The sequence below is a fragment of the Halomarina salina genome, from assembly GCF_023074835.1.
Classification (GTDB): Archaea; Halobacteriota; Halobacteria; order Halobacteriales; family Haloarculaceae; genus Halomarina; species Halomarina salina.
In genome coordinates this window covers 26,010-49,500 of sequence record NZ_JALLGW010000004.1, presented here as the reverse complement: position 1 = coordinate 49,500, position 23,491 = coordinate 26,010, and the positions used below count along the sequence as shown (strand labels likewise).

Below are 23,491 nucleotides of genomic sequence, written 5' to 3'. Positions count from 1 at the left end.
TATCAGACCGCCGCTGCACAGGCAGAGAGCAATCCATGGCTGAAGCTACAGAAAGCCCAACATCGCCATCAGGGGGTCGTTCTGAATCGTCCATATTCGTGATGTTCGGCAGTTTAGTTGATTGACTTATGAATTTGTGGGTTCAGCTGACCTCTTCAGTCTGCGTAACCCACGCCTGTCAGTAGAGAAAACACCCGAACATCCATGTATCGCATATCGCTATATGTTTGGATAAGCGAGGAAATCCCAGAGGCTCCCTCCTTACGCTACCCGGTCAGCTACGAGAGTTCGTTCTCTCTGATTTATCTCCGCGACCTCGCTTTCTGTCCATTCACCGCTCCGTCCAATTGAAAGCGAAGGGTCGAACAAGAGGTGTTGATATTAATTCCAACACTTTTTCCATCGAACTCCGCCTATGGCGAGCGTGACAGTCGAGCATTCCGAGGCTACGCTGGATATTGCGTCGACACGTTGGTACTGTACACAGTTCTTTGTTGACTACTACAAGGCTACCTCGGAATGGGACGCAGAGAAGCGTCGACACGAGCGAACAGGCACAGTCGTCGAGGAGCTGCTAAAAACGTTCGTCGAGACTGAGGTCTTTTCAGGGGCTGAGCTGACGGCGCTGAAATCAGTCTGTCAGACATCGTCAGTGATCGGCCAGGAGAAGACTATCGAGCGGGTGAGAGCAACTGGTGGCGCACCCGATCGTCTTGATGCGGTCGTTGAGCTCATTCAGAGCGAGGAGGAACTCGGAATCATCGGCGGGACAGCGCTGAAGGTTGCAGCCCCCACTGATGATGTCGAAGTGCAGCTCATCGATTCGTTTGCGACGCTCATCGACGAAACAGCCGAAAACCAAGCGTTGGATACAGCTGTGAAAACCATCCTCGATCTCCCTGTCCAAGACGTCGGATTGGCGACGCTCACGCCGGTTTTCTGCCTACTCTATCCGGAACGATACCCGATCGTAAATCACCAAACGAAAGTCAGTATCAAGGCATGTCTCGATCTCGACGTTCCGAAGGATCCGGACGAATACTTTGAAGCAATCGAGCTTTTTTCCGCTATTCGGGCCGACTTCGACTTCGAGGACAACTTTCGACACTTGGACTTCTACTGCTACTGGGCAAACGAACGGACCGACGTCAACGAGTGGTTTCGGTCAAACGATATCGCAGATCGAGCAGTATGGCAGTTGAACGCCGGCCTTGAGACAGATGGTGGACCCGACACCCTATGGCCGCTCTGGAGAGAACACGGCCTCTGCTCTATTGGGTGGGATATCGGAGATCTCTCCAAGCTGAGCCGTGATGAAATCGATGCCAGAGCCGCATCCGAGTCGAGTGCCGATGCCGGTGTCTGTCTCAAGCGGTTCCGGGATGCGCTCACACCGGGAACAATCGTGCTTGCAAAGGACGGTGAGCAGCTCCTGGGTATTGGAGTCATTCAATCGGAGGCGTACCGGTATCACCCAAACGCGTTCGACGAGCACGTCCCTGCAGAATCAGTTTCACATCCACATCTTCGACCTGTCGAGTGGGTTGCGATCACATCGGGCGATGAAGGCCCGGTGTCGAGTTGGGCCCCCGAACAAGGTCTCTCCGCTCAGAAGACACTGGCTCAGACGAACCACTTCGAGTCGATCCGATACGCGCTCGCGAACCGAACACCATCCCTTCGTGAGGACCTCTTCGATATCGAACGAGAGGTCGCAGCAGTGAGTGCGGCCCGCCACCCCTCGACCGACACAGAAGATCCTCCTTCGTCAGAACACGAAACGTCGCCTGACGACGAACTCGATCGAACTCCCGTTGAGGAGCCACCGATATCAGAAGCGGCTCCGTACTACTGGGTCAGTCAGGGCAACAAAGAGGAACTCGAGGAAGAATACCTCCAAGCTCCCGACGACAGTCAACCACACCACGACCTCCGAAAGCTTGCCCCCGGAGATATCGTGTTCAACTACCGAGAGGGGGCGGTAGTCGGTTACTCTGAGGTAACGTCAGAGCCATACTACTACCAAGTCGATACTGAAGAGCAGCTCCGTGTCGACATCGACCTGCAGCGGTTCAGTGAACCGCTCCAATTCGCCGATGTTTTCGCATACCTGATTCGTGACGACGTTAGACTCGATACGTACTATCCTGTCAACAAAGCTGGGATGAACCAGCAGTATCTGTTTAACCTGAGCGAGAAGGCCGGGGAGTATCTCCTCACGCAGGGTAATCGTCAGCGGGCCCCCGAGCGCCTCACCAAACGACTGTCGCTGCCACGGGTCGATCCTGAACTCCCCAACCAACTGTATTATCCACCTACACAGGCACGCCAGCTTCGCTCACAGCTCTCGGCGGCGATCAATTCCGGAAAACACGTTATTTTGACGGGGCCGCCAGGCACTGGCAAATCAAAGATTGCTGAGGCGATCTGTAGTCAAGCAACAACGCTCGATTCGGTCGATGACTGGGTGTTTACCACGGCGACTGCGGAATGGACGGCATACGACACGGTCGGGGGCTACATGCCACGACGCGACAGCGATGAGCTTGCGTTCTCGCCAGGGCAGTTCCTTCGATGTTTCCGAGATCGGGACGGGACGCTCGTGAACAAGTGGCTGGTGATCGACGAACTGAACCGATCTGACATCGATAAAGCGTTCGGACAGGTGTTCTCTGTTCTGGCCGGTGATTCCGTCGAGCTCCCGTACGAGGGGGACGGTCATCCATCGACCCCGGTTCGTATCGAAGCGGTAAACGAAAAGACGGACCCACAGCGCCGTGACCGAATCGCGACAGATCCCGATCGGTATCCGATCACTGGGGCCTGGCGGCTTATTGGAACGATGAACACGGCCGACAAAGCCTCGCTCTATGAGATGTCGTACGCGTTCATGCGACGCTTTGCGTTCGTCCACGTGGGGATTCCCGAAATCGCGACGGAGGACGGACTCGCTCGACAGTGGTTGTTAGATCCGACTTACGACTCCCCCGGGACGCAACCCGCGAATTACGCGTCAGCGTGGCTCGACGGTGAGACAGGGGATGAGCGAACAGCCCTCCACGAAACGTTGTCGGCAATTGGCCCCCGGTTGGCGGTTCTATGGTCGAACATTGAGGGTGGTCGTCCTATCGGTCCCGCCATCATCCACGACATTGTCTCCTACGTCCACGCCTCCGATGGGAGCGCAACTAACGGTGATAATCTGACGGATGCGTTGATCGCACTTGTCTTCCCTCAGTTTGAAGGAATGCGTCCCGAACAACAGCGAACTCTTATTCAGTCGCTCGACACCCCACGGCGGTGCGTTACTCAGCCTGGCCGTGGTGACTCGGAGTCGAGTACCACGCAGGATCCGGTCGCACCGGAGTTAGCGACCGATCGCCTGTATCGAACCGCCGAGGATATGTTCGGTATCACACTCACCGATGAGTCCGACGACTCGTAGCGCCCTCGTCGATACCGTTCGATCAGAACTGATCGCGTATCTCGGCAGCGGTCGGCCGCTCAACCAAGATGTGCTTGCCGGAGCGCTCGGCCCAAGTGACCTCCAGATCGCGGAGCTTGACCGACTACTAGGGATCCATTTCGTTCAGTCCGATCCTGTTCGGGCATACATGCGGGCGCTTCCGGAGCGGCTTCGGCGGATCCGAACCGCGAACAACGTCTCGCGTGAACGCACACGCGGGGAAGTTCGCGGCGCAGTAGACTGGGGGCAGACGTTCCGGGCCCGATACGAAACGACCCCGCGAGACCGGTCGATGTTCGTCACGCGAACGCCGCAGAAGGAGTACGACCTCCCCGAGAACATCTTGGTAAAGAAGCTCTTGTCGACGGTCGTCGACATCGCGACAAACGACCTCCGTGGAATCGATCAGCAGTGGCGCCGTGATCGGTGGCCCGATAGCAGGATCGATAGTTTCGAGCGGACGGTGCGACAGAACGTTCATCTCGGTCGGATCGGTGCGGACGCCACGACAACGACGACAGATCGGCAGCTTCGTGCTGCCCGTTCTGCTCGGCAGCCGCTCTACTATGAAGCGTATGAGCTCTACCGACTCTACGAAAGCCTGCTCGAACGTCAATTCGAACAGACTGCGGCACAGAGCGTTCTCAACGAGGTGGTTATTGCTCCAGAGACGTCTCGGCTGTTCGAGTTAGCATGTCTGTTTCGTCTGCTGTCCGTTCTCCAGAGAGGTATCGAGGCAACGCTCCACACGATTGAACGAGGCAGTGAAAGACTCGCAACGCTTCGGACCGATCAGTGGGAAATCGACGTCTACCACGACGACACGGGGCCGTTCCGGTTGTATGAACCAGTACCCCCTGCTCCGCAAGACGAATATCTCAATCGCTACCGGAGTGCACTCGATCGTCATCGTCGGTTCCTCAATCGAGCGTCCATGGCTTCGCTGTTCGAGGGGCGGCCGGACGTTCTCTTGGTGTTTAGGGACCGTTCAGGTAAGAGCTCTCGGCCAACGAAAGTGGCTATCGGTGAAATCAAACACACAGCTTCGACTGACACATTTTCGAACGGAGTGAAGGAGCTAGCGACATATCTAGAGTTTGCGCGCCTGCCATCGAAGGATGACTGGGGCGACTCTGAAGAATCATATCTCACCGATCGGACCGATATCGATCTACACGGATTCGTACTTACTGACGGAGTCCCCTTGCATGACTCAGCGGACGGGATCGATCACCTGAACTATGATTCGATTGCTGCTGATTCGATCGACTGGTTGCAGTAGAGCGGCATGCGCCGGATGGGATAATTCGGAGCTAAGGAGTGACGATCCGACAAGTCAGGCTGAAGTTCGACGCGACCAGCGGGTCGGGCTTCTCCGGCGGAACCGTTCGTTGACGCCTTCAGAGAAGAAATTCTGACGCTCGGACTCCTTAACGACGTCTTCACCGAACTGTAATTGGCCGACTCGAATTCCATCTGTAATCGTTTGAACTCCCTGTGGGGACTGTCTAATTGATGCATCGCACAAGCAGGTTCGGGAATGCCGATCCCTACCTGTATGACCAGAATCAACGTTGCCGAGTGACGACCACTCGCCATGGAATTCGGCCTTTGTCCGACGAGCCGGGCTATACAGGGTCGAAGAACCGCTGAACCAAGCACCGGCCACGGAGGAGCACCAAGAACAGGACAACTCGCACCGATACCTCAATCAGTAGTTGCCCAGTGCTACGGGACTTCGTCAACAGCATCACGAAGATCGTCTGGATTGGACCAGGCGAAACATCGGCGATGAAGTTCGAAGAGGCGGAATTCGTTGAGGTGAACCCAGCTATATGAGACGGGAGCTTGTTCGCTATCTTCTCGGCCTTTTAATCGGTCGATGACGTCTGTTGCTGTGAGACTGATGCCGTTCTTATTAGCTACTGTGAGGAGCGAGTCGATTTCCTCCTCGATGGTGGCGTCGTCGAGGTCGTCGTTGAAATAGATGGTCGCGGCAGCGGCGAGAACGTCTGCTTCGGTGTCGAGGTTCCGTTCGGTCATCCACGCATAGTCCCGCGGGAGCACGTACGATTTCTCGAAGTATGGGGTCGTGCTAATTTTCCCGAGTTCAGTGACTTCGCCACCGGCGTCCTGTTCGTACACGGCGACGATGGTATCGACGTGCGCAGCGAGGAGGGTGAAGCGGATGCGGAAGACCGGGAGACGGTCGATGGCCAACTCAGGAAGGTCAGCCATCAGGAACGGGTATGTGCCCAGTCGCTTGTCCAGTTCGTTCTGTACGATGCGGAGCCGTCGAAGGTATGGGTCGCGGTAGCTGCCAAGGATGAAATACGAGTCTTCGGGCGTGTGGAGGTGTGGTAGCTCTCGGTTGGCGAACCCCAGTATTTCCGACGTCTCGTCTGGTTCCAGTTCGAGGCCCTGAAGCGCATCGTTCACGCTCTCCATGATGCCTGCCGCATTCGGGGGTGGGCCGGGGTCAGCCATACTACGGACTCTTGAGCGAGTGAACAAGTAGGTTGCTAACTGATATGGAAAAGTCGCGAGAAACCACATCGGTTGTCCCAAAGTGTTATTCGGGTCGCCGGGGTACGGTTAACTGAGACTATGAGTGACGCGCCTGCCGCAAGTGACGGCCCGTTTGAAGAGCAGCGGCAGATCTACGACCTCCTGTCTCAGGAGACGCGGCACTTGATCTTGCAGTTCATCCTTGGCCACCCGGAGCATCTCCCATCCCTCGATGAGTTGGCGTACATGATGCCGAAAAACAAGGCCGCAATCGGGGACCAACTGGAGGTCCTCAGTGACAACGATATCATCGATTGCTATCGATACCCGCCAAACGAGGGCGCACGTGACTTGCCATCGCAGTTCTACGGCCTGACTGAACACGGCGTGGAGATCCTCTACGAATACAATTACCTCCGTGGGCTCCCTGTCGCACGCGCACTCTACGATAACACGCGTCTGTCGGAGAAAGCACAACGACACCGTGACGCGCCGCGTCCGGAACTCCCAGCCGCAGTCACTGACGCCCTCACAATCGACGACAATGGCGGGACTGACTTCAATCGCCTAGAGAGGTTCATCCGGGAGCGAAAAGGGAATACACACAGCGTCGACGATCAAATTATCGTCGCAAAAGCGTTCTACCACGCAGAGATCGGTCCCGATGAAGAGGGAATCAAGCGAACGGAGCTAATGGGTTCGCTTGATATCGATATCGACTACCGACCGCGGACTGTGTTGAATCATCTGGTCGACGCAGGAGTGCTTGCGCAGACAGCACCGCCGGGACCGGACGTCTTTGCGATTAGTGAACGGCTTGATGAAATCGTGAATGGGCACGTGACAGAGGAGGCGGAAGCAAATCTGGAAGCCCTGATCGCACATATCGACGACGAACTGGAGGTCACAGCACTCTCAGAGGATGCTGCAGAGCGAGACGGCCCGCAGACTCAGGTGTCAGCACCATCTATCGCCGTCGCTGATGGGGCCGGTCGAACCATCCGGAGTATTTTGGCGACAGAGTTCAGTCTCGAACCGGAGCAGGTAACGGACTTTCTGCGATCCGGGGACCCAGTGGACCGACTCAATACGGCTGTTGGAGCAATCAAATCCTCTGAAGAAGTCAGGGAGTCAGAAGACTACGGACGGATTGTGTTCGTCCGACCAGCGTACCGGTACCGGCTGACCGAACAAGCGATGGACCTCGTATAACCGAGTTCGTTGCTTTCTGTGAAAGAGAGCTACTGTATCCCGGTTGCTACTGGCAAGGGGCTTTCACTCCACTCAGATACGACTATAAGTGACAGGTATCAGCTGAAAGCTCTCTAGCCACCAATTAGACGACCAGTACAGAGCTTTGAGACATTTAGTCTCCAGAGGTTCCCTGACTATACGGAAGAAGTCACAGAGACTGTGATGTGACTCAAACACGGCACACAAGCGAACCACGACTCAATCAATAGCCCCTGTGTTCAAAATATAGAACTGTCGTGCTCTGCGAAGTGTTTTTATGAGAAGGGCGGTTTCACAAAGTAATGTCATCACGGTCCAATGAAGACCCCAAAGCAGATCCAAATCTAAACCTCCCCGATTCTGAGGAATTCTGGCGGTTGCTACTTGGTCGGAAGTACGACAACATGAGTAGTGGGGAGAAGACAGACACCAACCTGCTCAACGAGATATATCGGAGGGAAGGGGATATCATCGATTCAGTGTACGGATCGAAGCAGTCGCTGATCAATGAATTACAATTAAGCGACAAGGACCCAGAAACTGTGCTCCTGACCGTATGGGCAGAGAGCAAATGGCAGGAGAAGAGTCCTGGCGATCGGTTCGAGTTTGGTGATTCTTCGGATGTAGAAAGCGAATTTGAGAGGATATCTGAAAACAACTTCGTAGTCGATGAGGTCTACCACAACCTCGTGATCATCTGGACCCGAAAACAGGTTTCTCGGGCGCGTGAGGAAGATCAGACTGTCCGAAGCCATCTCGACAGCGATTGGTCTCCACTATTCGGCCGGCTGATAGAGCCCTCGCTGCTCGAAATACGAGGTCGAAAGCGGCGTCGCCATCAACTGAACACAGAGTTTGCTGAAGAAGGAGCCGCTCAGAAAGTTCTGAAGGAGCGTTCTGAGGAATCTGTACTGGATGACTTGTCCAAGGTGTTCGGAGAGAAACTGGAATCACTCGACTTGATTGAGGTTAGGTTCAGACAGAGTAAGCTCCCCAATGGCTCACAGCTCACTATTCGAAATACTTCGGGAGTACAAGAGGACCTGACTGACGACAGTATTAACCCCAGTGTTGTCTCTCCAAAGATTGCATCAAAGATAGCATACCTGAAATTTCGTGACAAACAGAGCGATAATATCGCGACGGTCAAAATTGAGCGACTCAACCGTGGGTTCTCGTTTGAGATACAAGCCAATTATATCGACGACGAAGAGACAGAGGCGATCAAGGACGTAATTGAGTCGAAATTCAACATATCGTTCAACAAAGTCTATCCATATCACCTCCAGTATCAGAATGACTTTATTCTACATCAAATCCTCTCAGGGAGCATAGAGGCGTATGATACATATTACGAGGAGCTCGCCGAGGAAGACAAGGAGCTGATTGACCCGTATTTTGCACACGAAGAGGGAGACCAGTTCGTCTGTTGGGGTTGTAGGACTGAATACGACCACAAGCCAAGCGGATGCGAAGAGTGTGGATCTGAATCTTTCGAGGAGAAGGACACCCTGAGCGTGAGCCACAGCGAGATTTTTGATAGGGTCTCAGAGATATTTGATGGGCTGGACGGGACAATCGTTAGTAAGGATTACAATGTCACATATCAGGGACTACAAACGGAAGAGAGAGAAGTTGGGTCAAGCGACTATGTTCACACGCTGTTCCGCCGGACACAGAATTCCGGCCAAGGAGGGCTAGAAGCAACCCAGGACTATCGCTACGAGTACTTTGTATACCCTCTTTCTAGTACTAAACCTCGGAGGATTGGCCAGTATCTATTGGATACTGTATTCATTACCTACGGAACGGCCTACGAGCAGGAACTTGAAGCGTTTGGCACGATTCATCTGATAGAACTGCTTCGCTCGGAGGACCCGAGCAGCCTGTTCATCAATGCGGTCGAGAATAGTCACAGGGGAGCGCAGGATCGATACCGAAAGCGAGCGAAACAAGCAGCTTCCAATCTGAGACAACTTCAATCGAAAGTTGACACCGGAGTGCTGGAAGAATTTGGCAGCGAAGACGGGCCTGAAGACGAGTTCCTTGAGAACTATTCTGCTAAGAAGTTCGAGAAAGACGTATTCCATCTCCTGAAGTCGGTTTTCAACTTCACCGAACGATGGGGTAGAGAAGGAAAGAAAGAGACAGATGGTTGTCTAATAATCCCTGATGGAGAGGATGACTACTGGGTCGGTGGCTACGATCCAAAACTCACCACCGACATACGAGGCTATGACATCCGTTCCATCGAGAAGGACAAGGTCGCATATTACATCCTCGAGGAGAGCGACCGTGACTACATTCGCGAAGTGCTCAAGCAAGACCAACTAATTGACGCACACATTTTTGTCTCAGACATATTCAGGGAGGGCCAGTTCGGGCCGACCGCAGAACGAGTTAAGGATTGGTTCTCATTGGTCAAAGGCGACGACTCCGATCTCAGCGTTCCAGTCATCTTCCTTCGCGTCGACCATCTACTGGACCTGTTTGATATATTCGAGTCCAATTACACGTTTCTTCGAGAGTATCCCGGCGTGATGGCGACATTCCGAGAAGGGGTAATATCCGAGCTATCGACGTCCAATGGATACATCGAATTCAATGAAGAGTCATGCAACCAAATCAGGAAGAAACTGGTTCAAGACCTTGATACACGGAACAAGGATAAGCAGGTTCAGGACCACAGCGAGTAGGTGTGTACGCTCGCTGACCTTCTTGAGCATCAAATGCGGTTGTGGGGTGATAGAGTTAGTAGAATGGCCGCATGAGCAGGCGTTTCTCTGTATCGAATACAGTGGCGCCATCGGTCAAGTCGATAAGGCGAAGGCATTTTGACGACGTACTCGAGGCCTCTCTGCCCGTCAATTGACTCGTATTGACCTTGTGCACCGAATTAATCAGGAAACATCACCACCACAATACGAGCGATGGTCACGTACCCACCCGGTGAACCACAGACGCACTGCGCAATCTGTGACGAGCAGTTCGAACAGTACGACCCGGAGTTTGCGTCTGGATACGCAAATCTCGTCTGCCGGCGGTGCGACCGACGAGCAGTGACGGAGAACGGGAACGAACCAACAGCTGGTCCCCACGACGGGCAAGGCGACAACCCAGTGTTCATCGACGGCATCAAATGCTGGCGACGAATTCGCTTTGGTGGGTTTGTCACCCGCCGCGATGAGTTCGATTGCGAGTCGGTCGGGGAGTTTCAGCGAAAACACCGCGATGACTTTTAAAACCGTCTCATAGCTATCCTCTATTAGTAGCAGAGTAATGCAATCCCAGTAGAGTGATACGTCGGGTGAATTATCGTTCTAAGAGAAATGGACCAACGAGAGATTGATCAGCGGGCTCGAGAGATCAACTCGGACAACTCAGTCAGACAGAAGGCGGTCAGAGCGCATGCTGCGCTCATTTCTTACTTTGATGGCGAAGATCCAACCGGTGTCATCAAAAGTCCCAATCGAGAGTTCTACGCCGCGTTCATCACTATACTCACTGGTGGTTCGACCTCCGAATTCGATCGTAGACGGCAGAAAGGCTCAGAGACCCTTCGAGAGGAGTTGGCAGAGGAGTTGATGGAAGCTGGCTTCGTCACGTCTGGAGGCGAACTCTCGGTCCCTGGTCGCAGTAACTACACAGAGCTCCCCTCGACGTCTGTTGGCCCACTCCTGCCTGCCGTCGTCGCGATACTCCAAGTAGAACATGGAATCGATTCAACCGACGCAGTGCGGCAGTATCGCCCTGGGTCGGTCGAGACGATTCTCCCTGAGGAAAAGACGGTCCCTGAGTCAACGGAAGACGAGACACTGGGAACAGACCAAGACTGGGAAGCGAACATTCGGAATGCTCCCGGGTTCGACCCGACGGCGGCGGCCTATGTCTACGTACTCGAACTGACCCGAATGAGCGATTCGTCTACGTGGTACTACGTCGGCAAGCGAGAGGGCGGTTTCTCAGACCTAGTAAGCTACATCCGAGGACATGCTCGGGATTTCACTCGGTCCCGCGTAGTCAAACAGAACGGACGGGACATCGTGGTGGGGAACTACAACGCGTCGATGAAGCTCCCAGGGGTGACCCATCGAGTAAGTGCGGTCGAGCGACTCGTCCCACTCTCAAGTTCAGATCTCGACTCCTTCGATGATTCCGGTGCGCGATCGTGCTTCATCGCCGAAATCGAACGGCGAACCGCGTACGAAGTCGCACTTGAGAAAGGGACGACAAACGTGCTGGGTGGGAAGTAAGTTCGCTCAGGCGCCGCGACGGTTGGCATCCCCAGAAGGACGGGGGAACGCGAATAGTTCCGCTCTTCAATCTGATGACACTGCATTCTCTGGCCCCCTCTCTGCTCATCGTGTGTCCCGGACTCCCGTCACTATTGGAGTACCAGTTCGCCGGCTCACACGACAGAACGCCACAGAACTGTCCACACAACTATACGTACAGGGAGAAACCGGTTCAGATATGCGCACCAAACCGGGTCGGGAGCCGAAGAGAACGTGCGTCGTAGGGGGAGTGGACACGCTGCTGGCTCGACGACAAATTGACGAACCGGCGGAGCGCTGACCGATGGCCAACGCGTGGCTCACGACGATGAGCACGAACCTCGAAGCCGTCATCAACCCGCTCATTGCTGGCTGTGACGAGGGATTCATCCCCGACGAACTGCACGTCACAAAGAATCCGGGCGTGAGCGAGCAGTTCGACGACATTACAGCGATGATGGAGCGGGTGGTGATCGAGTACGGTGGCGACGCACCCGAACTCTTCGTCACGCAGCTCGAGGAAGAGACGGATTTCCACGGAATCGTCGATCATTTCCGAGCGCCGATCGCTCGGGTTCAGGAGGAGGGAGGCACGACCGCTGTTGACGTCACCCCTGGTCGGAAGTTCATGTCGGCGATCGCCTTCCAAGCGGGGATTCAGTTCGAGGCGGATCACGTCTACTACCTCTACGTCTCGAACAACCAGTTCTACGGCCGGCTGTATCCGGACGTTCCTCGCCCCGTCGCCGAGTTCTTCGATTTCCAGGAGGTGTTCTGATGCGTCTCCCCCGACACCACATCACCCACCTGCTCAACGCCCTCTACACAGAGGGCGTGACGTCGGTCAGCGTCTCCCACCCGTGCGATGAGATCGGCGAACTGTTCACGATAGACCTGTCCGACCCGGTGGCCACGACGGTTCGATTCACGCAGGGCGCACTCACCTACCAGGACTCCCGGGAGGAACTCCACACCAAGTACGGCGAACAGGCCTACGATGACCTCCCGGACAGCGAGACGTACGTTCGTGCGCTCGTCGCCAGCGGGTTGGTCGATATCGGCAACGCCGAGGAGGTCGCGACGTTCTTCCGTCGGCAGGGGTACCCCGATCTCGACGCTGGTCACCAGCCAGTGGCACTGGGGATCGACACGAACCTGTTCGCGTGGCGGCTGCCCGACGTGCTCCGCCTCGACCCAGAGCGATTCACCAACGACAAGGGCCGAAGTGCAGTCAACGGCTTCGCTCTCGCGACGGGCATCTATGACGAGCTCAACTGGCACTACAATCACTACCAGACGCGCGAGTTGGAGGACGCCTTCGGCCCCGAGTTCGCCCGGTTGGACAACCAGCCAGCCGGCTCGAATCGAGAGGGCTTCCTCGGGCTGTATGAGTACCGCCGGCTGCGAGACCACCGCTACGCCGACCGAGTCGAGAGCGAAACCGGTGACGAATCGATCGTTGATGCGTACGCAGCCTATGACCAGGAGAGTCGGAAGCGGGTCATCCTGCTGAGCAACGACTACGGCTTCGTCGAGTTGGCTCGCGATGAAGGGCTTCTTGCACACCACGTGAACTTTCCGGTCGACATCCCGCGGAAGGTCACCGTCTCGTGGGACGAACTCCGCGATACGCTCTACACGCTCTCGGTGCTGTTCGGCGTCCTCTGGCTTCCGAAGGTGACGCTGTACGGAGTGTGGAACGGGAAGTCCGGAGAGGACTGGCAGCAGCGACGGCTGGATGTCGACTGCCGAAGTGAGCGAGTCGGTGAAAAGCTACGCCGTGACCGTGCGATTACGACGGAGTACGACTCGCGGCGCTAATCAGCCTGAGACGACGGGAGCTTATCGGTCTGCCCTGCGATCTCGGTTTCGATCTCCTCTTTGATCGAGTCGATTCTCTCTGACAACCACTCACAGTGCCATTCTTCATCCGGCGCTGTGAACACAGGTAAAACCCCGACAACTCGGTCGGTTCCCTGCTAATGAAGCGCCACAGCGTACTCACGTTCGACGATATCTCGAATTCCCGTGGCAGTGAACAGGTCGACTGGCTGGGAAGACACGAGTTTTCGCACTGAATGCGGGTCGTATGATTCGTTCTCGATAAGCCGTTTCCGGAGTTCATGGAACACTGGCTCCAGATCGAGCGTTGGATACTCGGCGTAGCTGCCAGAGAGCACGAACTCCCACTCGAATCCATCAGTGAGCACCATCAGCGCATTCAGATCCATGTCGCGGCTCATGTACTCGCGAGCGTCTTCACGAGCGTAGGTGATTTTATTCGGGGTTTTCACCTCGCCGAACAGCCGGATATCCTTGGCTTGAGCTTCGGGGATCGGGACCGTGGTGAGCGCGAAATCCGGAACACCGCTCCGTTTCGGCCATCGCGGCGCGTACTGAACCGGTCGTGGCCGAACGCTATGGCCGAGCGATTCGAGCACGGGGAACACGAGGTGATCTTCGACGAACCGTTCGGGACGCTGGAGCAACTCACGCCCTTTCAGATAGCGGCCATCGAACAAGCTACTGAAGTGAGCCGTGGCGTTACGCCGCCCAATCTCGTCAACGAACCGCTCGAGCTGTCGGACGACAGTGTATGCAGTGGGTGAGTGGTCATCTAACGTCATTGTACTCGTTTGGACCCGAAATCGCTCAGTCGTCGAGTGGCCGTAGACACACGGCCAGTCGTAGAACCGGAATCGCACCCACGGTCACGGTACCACTTGCGAATCCGCTTCGAGACATCACGGGTCAACATGGTATCGTGCCGGTACATCTGGACCTGAGGAGGAAGCGACATGGCCGACCGTCGTAACCAAGCGCACATCACATTTACGAAGTGGAGAATGTAGCACATTAGTACAAATACGCTCGTTCGTTCGACGCGTTCGAGCGAACACTCGCAGACCTCACAATCGACGGGACAGGAACACGATACCGGCGTTACGAACTGGTCGCCTCAGTATACGGAGCTCGATTCAGCCATCGGGGCCGAACAGATTAACGAAAGATGAAGTGTGTCGGTTCAGTTCTCCAAGATATGTCACTCGTGTCGGACGGTGGTGCATCTTTACTGCCGTCGCTCTCTCGGCAGCTCTCCTCAGATGAGGTGAACATGGATCTAACCATGTGTGGGCTCCTCATCGAGCGAGCCGAGGAACTCGCCCGACTCTACGCCGAACACGGAAACTGGAACGAAGTCAAAGAGATCTGGTTCGACGAACGACTGTCGAACCGAAGCACGCGGGGGAGCTCCCAGAAGATATACCGCGTACTGACGTCGCGATTCAAGAACGCTCCTACGGCGCTCCCGAATCCCAGCACTCTGCCAGCGATCTTCGATGAGTGCCAGACGACCCGCGACAAAGCGCAGATCCTCTATCTATACCTCGTGTCGGACGATTCGCTCGTCCGGTACGTCGTTCACGAATACGTCGCCCGTCTCACGGAGGGCAATCCGAATCCGCTCGACTTCTCGAACGAGACGCTTGTCGATATCCTCACTCAGCTCGAGTACTCTGACGGGGACTCCTTCGACTACGCGGAGTCGACGACCGAGCGATGGTGCGAGGGCTTTCGATCAGTGGTGCGCGAAATTGGTGTCCTCGACGGGCAGCAATCGGTCGTGGGTGAATCTCCGTCGATAGGCGATATCTCGTTGCTCGTCGCAATGGACTATTCATACGAGAGCGGCGATGACGAGTGGCTCACTGCTCCGCGCGGGTTACTCTATCTCTTCCAGCCCGAGAACCGTTGGGAGGAGCTCTTCGACCGGGTTGTGAGCACTGACGCGTGGGAGTACCTCGAGCTGCACGGTGATCTCGACGTGCGTCCAAGTGATGAGCCGTACTCGTGGGCACTCGATGGAGGTGAGAGCTAATGGTCGACACGAACTGGTTCGACGACCTCCCGGATGACTTCGAGGAGTCCGTCCGTATCGACCGGGACGAGCAGGACCACCGCCAGCGGGCGATCCGGTCGTATCATATGACTGCCGACTCCCGCCGATTTATCAAGGACTTCGTCGATCGAACGCTCGGCCAGGCAGACGATATGCGGACGGGATCGAACTACTGGCTCTACGGCTACTATGGCAGTGGGAAGAGCCACCTGCTGACCGTCCTCGATGGACTGCTGGATACCGACTGGCTCGATGGACAAGCGGATACGGTCTGGTCAGACCTCGTCCAAGCCTCCGATGACGGGGAGTTCGAGGAACTCCCCGACCACTGGCAGTCGGTTCACGATGAGTACTACGTCATCCCAGTCTCGGTGAACCTCCTGAAGTACCAGGGGCAAAAACAGCGGAGCTTCAGCGAGATCGTTCTCAGACACGCCCACCAGGATGCGGATCTAACTGGCGTTGACGATGGCATCTCCGAAGGGTTGTCATCGCAGCTCAACGTCGCCTACTTCGAGAAGTGGTTCCGAACGACGGACGCATGGTCTGACAGGCAGACTCGCGCTGAAGCTGCGCTTGCTGATGTGACAACCGCCGCCAGCGACTACAACTGGGAATCGGACAGCCTCTGGAAGGACGTCCAGAGCTATGGTGTACTGGCAGACGTCGTGTTGCCCGAACTCTTCGAGGAGGTCAACGAGACCCGCGACGGGTATACCGACCTGCAGCCGTCCGACATCGACCCGGAAGAGGTCGTGAGCAGGCTGGAAGAGCTACGGGCCGAGCGGGAGTCAGATCTGGGGAAACCAGTGAAGCTCGTGTTGCTGCTCGACGAGGTGAGCCTCTTCATCGGCACCGACTTCGAGCGACTGACCGAACTCCAGACACTCGCCGAGAACGTCGACGACATCGGCGATGGCGACATCCAGTTGGTCGCGACAGCGCAGGCGAAGATCGAGGACGTCCAGCCGAAGTTCGCGGCACACGGTGCGGACTTCAGCATTGTCAAGGATCGATTCCCCCACCGCTACCAGCTCCCCAGCAAGCACGTCGGCGACATCGCGAAGCGCCGTCTATTCGAGAAGTCGGACGTCGGGGAGGCAGCAGTTCGAGAGGTGCTCGAGGACGCGTCGGTGAAACCCACCGAATCGCTGGTTTACAACGAGATCAAGCAGAACACGAAACCGCCGCTCGACAGCATTGACGACGAGGAGCTCGTCGAGTTCTATCCGTTCCTCCCGTACCACGCACCCCTGTTCCTCGAAATCTTGTTCAACCTACGCCAGGAGGCCAGTGATCCGGCGAAGTCGATCTTCTCGGGAACGGCACGAGCCATTCTCGCGCTCATGCACAACCTCCTACAGGCGTGGGTCAAGGAGGGAAAGAATGACCAGGCCATCACGCTGGTGGACTTCTACGAGTTGGTGAAGCCGGAACTCAGAGAGATACTCAAACAGGATATGCGCGTCATCGAGGGCTCCGACGCGAGCCGAGGAATCAAAGACGAAGTGGATGATGGAGATCTCGAGGAGTTCGACCTCGACGTGGCGAAAGCCGTTCTCCTACTCCAACACGTCCACGATATCGTCCCGCTCAACGAGGGGAACATTGCGGTCTCCGTGATGTCGGACCTCAACGGTCGGTCCTGGATCAGTACCCAGAACCGAGTCGAGGAGTCGCTCGGACGCCTCCAGAAGTTCATTCGACCGACCGAAGACGAAACGGGGGCTCGGTACCGCTTCGCGACCCAGGAAGAGCGGATTATCTACGACGACACGGAAGCCAACGAAGACGACCCCGACTGGGACGCGGTACTGCAAGCGCTGGACGAGCATCTCTGGCATCGGATCACACAGGACCTCTCTCTCCCAGAATCAGTCCCGTACGGCGACTCTGGTGACGAGTATCCAGTGGCATATGGATTCCGTCTCGATGGAACTGACTTCGAGACCACCGTCGACGCCGACAGGGGACTGGATGTCTCCATCGAACTGCAGGGCGTTCGCCCAGACCACACCGCCGAAAACGGCGACGAGGAGACCCTCTACTGGACGATAGACACGGACGGACTGGACGACCTCCGGAAGCATCTCGTCAAGTGGTGGGCACTCCGTGACGCAATCTCGACACACAACGCACCGCCAGCTGTGGAACGCGACCTCGAGCAGCGTGCCAGTGCTGTTCGGAGTAAGCTCGTCAGTGCGATGCAGAGCGGGTCGTACACGGTGAAAGACCGAACGGATATCAGCGGGATCTCCAAGGCGGTCCAGACCGCCGTCAACGTCGGGTATCCCGACGACTTCCACCCGATGATGCTGCAGGTGACCGACGATCGCCTGCAAGAATTAGCGGAGCTCTCGACAGGCGACCCACTTCCTACGTGGGCGCACAAGATCCAGGTGCCATCGTCCGATCCATCTGTAAGCCAAGGGAAGACGTCGATTCAGAATAACGTGTTATCCCTCGCCGGTCGGCAGCTGAAAGACCGCGACGACGGCCTCAATATGAACACAGTTCTCGACGGAATCACCTCGGAGAAGCCGTTCTACGACGACGCTCGTCCGGCACTCTGTGCGATCATCTGGGGATTCTGTCGGGAGGGCCGATTGGTTCCCGTCGACGAAGACGGGAATACGCTGGAGAACTCGGCTGTGCTCGACCAAGAGCAGCTCTCGACGACGAGGTTGAAGCTGCTCCCGCGTGAGCCGATCGGGAAGCTCCTCGAAGAAGGTGGCTTCAAGCAGACGACAGAGACGGTCGCAGACGGACTCATCCACCTACAGGAAGCGAACCAGCAGTTACGGTCGTCGCTCAGTGGCCTCCAGGAGGACGTCCAGTTAGTCGTCGATACCGACGTTCACTCGGAAGCTGTCGCTGGACTCCTCGACGCACTCATCGAGGAACTGTCCGATCGTATCAGCGTTACTGCTGATCGGTTGTCCGTCGTAAGATCGCAGGGAGACGGGCTCGGAGACGCGATCGAACAAACGAACGACGTGCAGGAATGGTTCGACGAAGTGAAAGACGTCTGGAACCGTCGCCTCGGGACTCTCTACCGGCTCGACGCGCAACTCACGGTGGGTGACGACCGATTCGAGTGGGTCGACGACGAAGCGCTGTCGGCAGTCACTGCACAACGCGATGCGCTCGAGAACTTCGATGGGAGCTGGTGGACGACAGACGGATGGAAGGCCCTCGTCGCAGAGACCACGACCGGGCTGAGTACGGAGTTCCAGCGTTCGTGGAACGCCTACGTCGACCAGCAAGAGCTCGCTGACCTCGTCGAGCGTATCGATGGCCATCCGTGGGTCATCCCCGCAACGGAGCTTCCGACAGGCGTGCAGGTCGCGATGGAACGTGAGTACATCACGCCCCTGCGAGAGATACGGCGATGGTACGAGACGATCGATCAGGTTGTCGCATCGCTCGCTTCGGACGACGAGGACGCGCTGGTCTCGGCTGCAGATGATATCTCCGGGGTAAATCCGCTCTCCACGGCTACTGAGTTCGATGTGGGCGAATTGGCGTCCCGGCTCGACCGACTCTCAGCGATCGTCGGCGACCGGACGCCCGATGACGTCGATCAGATCGGCGTGCTGCCGGACGACCGGCAAAGCATCGACCGGCACCTCGAACGTCTCGTCGAGAGCCGGGAGCTGGACATCGATGTGACCGACTCGGGGGTGGTCATCCGATGACCGACTCACCGTACCGTGCGTTCAAAGAGAAACTCTGTACGTTCGCCGACGGTCAGGCCGGTATCCGGAATCCGTTCGTCATCGCCGCCGTCGACCCGGCGGTCGAACACCGAGCTGCAAAACGACTGAGCGCGTGGGCAAGTGGAGCCAACGAAGCTCCCGTAATCAACGAGGAAGTCACTGTCCAGCCAATCTGGCTCGACGAGCTTCTTCCCAAGACCAAGGTGTACAACCTATCCGTTGCCCTCGGCGGCGAAACGAGCGCGGAACGTATTGAGGAAACGATGCAGGACCGGCTTGCTGAAGAGTTGGTTCAAGAGATGATCTCAAACGAGATCGGCGATGACAAACTCGAAACCCAGAGCCACATCGTCCTGCTCCTCAACCTCGGCAGCCTCTACCCATTCACGCGTGCCTCGGAACTCCTCGACGAACTCGACCGCCGAAACGTCCGATCGACGATCGGGATCCCCTTCCCAGGCGATGTCGTCGGGGGGAAGTTGAGCTTCTTCGGCGGTGACTCGCGGCACTACTACCCAGCGCATCAGATCGACGGCCAGATCCGTGAGGTGCATCTCCAACAATGAGTATCAGCAATCTATTCCGCAGCGACCCGACGCGACAGCTCGAAGAAGTCCAGAAAGTCAACGCCCGTGAACGGGCTGAGACTGACGTCGTCGAGTTCCACGAGACGGAGAGTGCAAAGCGCGTCCTAACTGAACTCGGAGACGTCATCGAGACGCATCCAGGAGAGGCCGCTCGATTCCTCTATCTCCACGCGACGTTCGGGTCGGGGAAGACACACCTGCTGAAGCTCATCGGTCTCGTCGCCGACACTGAGTCCGAGTTCGCCCATCTGGGGACCGAGCTCGCTGAGCAGTGGCCTGGGTTCGACAACCTCGCGCAGTCGATCGACGACTCACACGTCGAGCGGCTCAAACCGGTGTTCCTGAATCTCCTCGACCGGGACGCCTCGAAGGAACCGCCGCTTCCGTTTCTCATCTTCGAGGCGATCGGTCGTGAGCTGGGGTATCCGACTGATCCCAACTGGCTGCTCGAGTGGGCCTGGACCGTTGATATGGAGTACGACGGCGTCTGGGATGCGCTCCAGTCCACCGAGCACGACGGCCAGACGTTCGAGGACGTGCTCGAAGAGCGTGCCTCGCTGCGGCGATGGCTCTACGAGGCCCTCCCTGCCCTGTCGGAGACGACAGGGACCGAACTCGACAGTCGGGAGGGCGTGAAAGCGTCCATCGAGCAGGCCGAAGCGGAGGTCGACCCCGAGTCGTTCGATCCCACTGAGTTGGTCGAACGCGTCGAAACCGTGACTGCAGCACTGAACGAAGCGGGACCGCACACGGAACTCCTCCTTGGCCTCGACGAGGTCGCGCTGTTCGTCGGCGACAGTCGGCATCGCTATCGCGAGTTCGAGGAGACGATGGAAGCGCTCCAGTACGGCCCGAACCCGGTCGTCGTGACCACTGGTCAGTACTCGCTTCCGGATACACGCGAGAGCCTCATCGGAAAACCCTCCGAGGATCACTGGACCCATCAGCAAGTACCGCTCGAAGGTGCGGACACGGAAATCATCATCCGGAAACGCTGGCTGCAGAAGGACAGTGAAGGCAGCTCTCGAGTCTCCTCGCTCATCTCGTCGATGCCGGACCTCTCGCTGGAGGCGTATTCACCAGTCGGGAGTGCTGACCCTGACGCGATCGAGTCGTATCCGTTCCGCGAGTACGACTTGACGCTGTTGCGGAAGGTGATGCAGGAACTGATCACGCAAGGCCGAGCGACCGAGCGTGACTACATCCAGGGTCGTGCGTTGCTCGTTCTGGTTCGGTCGCTGTTCACGAAGTTCGGCTGGGCTGATGCGGAAGAGGGAGCCCTCGTTACGTGGGACGAACTGTTCGACCTGCTCGTCGAGGAGACGACCTATGTGCCGCTGTGGGTCCAGGAGATGCTCGAGAACACGCTGATCCCGACGTTCGAGGGGAACGAGGATGCGTGGGAAGTCCGTGTCTCGAAGGCGTTGTACCTGCTGAACCAGACACCAGCAGTCCCGGCGACGCCAGAGAACCTCGGGCGGCTGATGCTCGACGACGTGAACGCCTCGGTGGATCAACGCGTCGAAGAAACCCAATCGGCACTCAACACGCTCGTCGATAAGCGGAAGGTGCTCACGGAGACCAACGACAAGGGCGACGAGGTGTACACGCTCGTCTCGGAGGAACAGGAGAGTATCCTCAGTCGGGCACAGACGAAAGCCGAGCAGATTTCGCCACACCAGCTCTCTGCCTGGCTTGAGACGCGACTCCGGGAGAACGACTACTTCTTCCGAAGCGACAACAGCCTCCACGAGGCCGACGTCGGCGACGAGCGGCTCGTTCCCCTCCGTTACGAGTACTCCATCCTTGACCCAGTGGGCAGAGCGCCAACCACGGAGTACGACGCCGTCCGAATTCGCGTCCTCGCCGACGATCCCGATACAGTTGCTGACCAGGTAGAGACGTGGCAGGACGTGAACGACGGGCGTGACGGTGGTGAACACATCCTCATCGCGATCGACGTTCCCGAGACGACACTCGACAGAATCCGCAACGTCATCGGGATGGGGCAGGTGCTGGAAGAAGAGACCGAGAGTCACGAGGAGCTCGAACGAGAGCACCGGACGGATAAACGACGGCTGGAGTCGTCCGTGAGCGATCTCCTCAAAAACGCGTCTGTCCACACAGTCCACGACTACCGGGGTGAGCGACCAAACGTCCTCGACGACGTCGTCGAAGACCAGGTACAGGCAGTGTTTGGCTCGACGCGAAAGGTCCTCTCTCGGCCGCTCATCGAGGTGGACGACGCGAAGGAGCTGGCGAAATTCTTCCGTGGAAGTGGCGACTGGCCGCTCGCTGATAGCGACGCCGTGATGCTTGGCGTCGATACGTCGAGTACAGCACTCGCGGACACTGGCTGGTGTCGGGAGTTCATCGACGAGTACGAATCACAGACTGCAGTGGACGTCGAGACGCTGCTCCAGCAAACGCGGACGGCGAACGGCGACTACCGAGGGACGCCACAGGAGTCGATTGCGGCGCTGCTCATCACGCTCGCGACATCGAACGAGAAGGTTGCACTCAAGCAGGATACGGACTACGTGACGGATCCGACGGCGATTGGTCGACAGGTCCGAACGAAGGGCGGGCTCACGTCGTTGCAGGTTCGGTTCGGCGTCGATACGGTCAATCCAAAGGAGATTCGCAAGGTCGTGTCGACGGTCCTCGGCCACGATCCCGAAGGCAGTGACCCTGACGCGTGGGTAGCCGAACTTGCCTCCTGGGTCGAAACCAACAGCGTCCTCGTCAAGCGGACGTTCAAGGGCGTCTCCAGAGAGTTCGATGTGGCCTTGGACGGGCTGGAGGCTGTTCTGGAACCGGCCTACAGTGGTGGCGATATCACTACGTCAGAGTTGGTCGACGACGGCATCCAGTCCGAGGCCGAAACCTTCGCCGACGCACGTGACCTCTTCGCTGCAGCGGACAGCGAGAACACGCTCTGGGCGCAGTTCACCGAGACGCTCGAACTGCTGGAGGACCTCTACCCCAGTGCAACGATTACTGGTCGAATGCAGACGACCGCGGAGAGCGGGTCTGTCCCGACGAAGACAACCGTGACTTCGCGGCTCGCGGATGCAACAGGCCATCGCGTCGACGAACTCTCGACGCAGTACCGGCGAGTGACGGACGAGTCTGCCGACTCGTCAGACCCAGCCGAGATCTGTACGGTGCTCACCGACTGGCTTCGCGATAACGAGTCGGACGTTGGGGGTCTCCTCGACGACGCTACAGCGACGTTCGACGACGTCTCGCTCGACGAACTCGAGTCTATGTTCGAGGTCGCGTGGAGCGGCAATCAGATCACCGAAGGGGAGTTGGTTGACTCGTCCGTGCGCCAGCAGGCCGAGGATTACGAGAAGGTTCGCGAGCTTCTCGAAGGTGAATCGAGCCCGTGGTCGGAATTACAATCTGCCCACGATGATCTCCGGACAGATCATCCGGATTCGCCAACCACTGAGTCGGTTGTGACCGTACTGAACGCGTCGCGGCCGCCGTCGCTCCAGCGAGTTCGGCAGCTCATTGAGGAAGCAAAGAATCCCAAGCTTCCGGGGGCTGACGATGACGCGTGGGCGGAGCTACAGCTCGTCGCCGAAGAGCTCCGGCAGGAGCTTCCGAACGCTGCGATCACCGACGATGTGACGGGATTAGTCGATGCAGACGATCGTCCGACTGACGAACGAGCGACGGAGCTCCTCGACGAGTCGGAGAAACTGTTGACTCGAATCCGAGAGGCCAAACAAACGCTGGACGACGTCGACGATGGTGGTATCGTGTTAATCGAAGAGTAGCTATTTCGGGGAGCC

General features: G+C 57.2%; 13 protein-coding genes. 11 read left to right on the top strand and 2 right to left on the bottom strand.

Annotated elements, in window-relative coordinates:
- Positions 1–424: 424 nt before the first annotated feature.
- Together MX571_RS22835 and MX571_RS20585 are read left to right on the top strand one after the other, a co-directional pair.
- Positions 425–3,445 (top strand): AAA family ATPase, encoded by a 3,021-nt coding sequence (locus MX571_RS22835; RefSeq protein ID WP_247421005.1) that lies wholly within the window; start codon positions 425–427, stop codon positions 3,443–3,445.
- The gene (locus MX571_RS20585; RefSeq protein ID WP_247421002.1) at positions 3,426–4,748 is read left to right on the top strand and encodes a hypothetical protein; all 1,323 of its coding nucleotides are present in this window, start codon (positions 3,426–3,428) and stop codon (positions 4,746–4,748) included. Before MX571_RS22835 ends, MX571_RS20585 begins: the two co-directional genes overlap by 20 nt.
- Before the next feature lie 446 nt (positions 4,749–5,194).
- Here MX571_RS20585 and MX571_RS20580 read toward each other — a convergent pair whose 3' ends face one another.
- Complete coding sequence (locus MX571_RS20580) at positions 5,195–5,953, bottom strand: DUF8170 family protein (protein ID WP_247420999.1); 759 nt, start codon at positions 5,951–5,953, stop codon at positions 5,195–5,197.
- A 120-nt stretch (positions 5,954–6,073) separates the two neighbouring features.
- Between MX571_RS20580 and MX571_RS20575 the strand changes: the two genes are divergently transcribed.
- From MX571_RS20575 to MX571_RS20555, 5 genes are all read left to right on the top strand, one after another.
- Positions 6,074–7,186, top strand: coding sequence for a hypothetical protein (locus MX571_RS20575; protein WP_247420996.1), 1,113 nt, complete (start codon positions 6,074–6,076; stop codon positions 7,184–7,186).
- Positions 7,187–7,509: 323 nt separating this feature from the next.
- The gene (locus MX571_RS20570; protein ID WP_247420993.1) at positions 7,510–9,903 is read left to right on the top strand and encodes a hypothetical protein; all 2,394 of its coding nucleotides are present in this window, start codon (positions 7,510–7,512) and stop codon (positions 9,901–9,903) included.
- Between the two features lie 633 nt (positions 9,904–10,536).
- Complete coding sequence (locus tag MX571_RS20565; protein ID WP_247420992.1) at positions 10,537–11,460, top strand: hypothetical protein; 924 nt, start codon at positions 10,537–10,539, stop codon at positions 11,458–11,460.
- Between the two features lie 349 nt (positions 11,461–11,809).
- Complete coding sequence (locus MX571_RS20560; RefSeq protein ID WP_247420989.1) at positions 11,810–12,259, top strand: hypothetical protein; 450 nt, start codon at positions 11,810–11,812, stop codon at positions 12,257–12,259.
- The gene (locus MX571_RS20555; protein ID WP_247420987.1) at positions 12,259–13,302 is read left to right on the top strand and encodes a PIN domain-containing protein; all 1,044 of its coding nucleotides are present in this window, start codon (positions 12,259–12,261) and stop codon (positions 13,300–13,302) included. Before MX571_RS20560 ends, MX571_RS20555 begins: the two co-directional genes overlap by 1 nt.
- Before the next feature lie 158 nt (positions 13,303–13,460).
- Here MX571_RS20555 and MX571_RS20550 read toward each other — a convergent pair whose 3' ends face one another.
- The gene (locus MX571_RS20550; protein ID WP_247420985.1) at positions 13,461–14,108 is read right to left on the bottom strand and encodes a hypothetical protein; all 648 of its coding nucleotides are present in this window, start codon (positions 14,106–14,108) and stop codon (positions 13,461–13,463) included.
- A gap of 488 nt (positions 14,109–14,596) precedes the next feature.
- On the opposite strand from MX571_RS20550, the gene MX571_RS20545 reads away from it, so the two are divergent.
- From MX571_RS20545 to MX571_RS20530, 4 genes are read left to right on the top strand one after another with little or no spacing between them, the layout of a single operon-like run.
- The gene (locus MX571_RS20545) at positions 14,597–15,361 is read left to right on the top strand and encodes a BrxA family protein (protein ID WP_379752163.1); all 765 of its coding nucleotides are present in this window, start codon (positions 14,597–14,599) and stop codon (positions 15,359–15,361) included.
- The gene (locus tag MX571_RS20540; protein WP_247420981.1) at positions 15,361–19,080 is read left to right on the top strand and encodes a DUF6079 family protein; all 3,720 of its coding nucleotides are present in this window, start codon (positions 15,361–15,363) and stop codon (positions 19,078–19,080) included. Before MX571_RS20545 ends, MX571_RS20540 begins: the two co-directional genes overlap by 1 nt.
- Positions 19,077–19,667 carry a BREX protein BrxB domain-containing protein gene (locus MX571_RS20535; RefSeq protein ID WP_247420979.1) on the top strand — a complete coding sequence of 197 codons (591 nt, stop codon included), beginning with the start codon at positions 19,077–19,079 and terminating at the stop codon, positions 19,665–19,667. The genes MX571_RS20540 and MX571_RS20535 overlap by 4 nt, the downstream gene beginning before the upstream one ends.
- The gene (locus MX571_RS20530; RefSeq protein WP_247420977.1) at positions 19,664–23,476 is read left to right on the top strand and encodes a hypothetical protein; all 3,813 of its coding nucleotides are present in this window, start codon (positions 19,664–19,666) and stop codon (positions 23,474–23,476) included. Before MX571_RS20535 ends, MX571_RS20530 begins: the two co-directional genes overlap by 4 nt.
- The last annotated feature ends 15 nt before the right edge of the window (positions 23,477–23,491 follow it).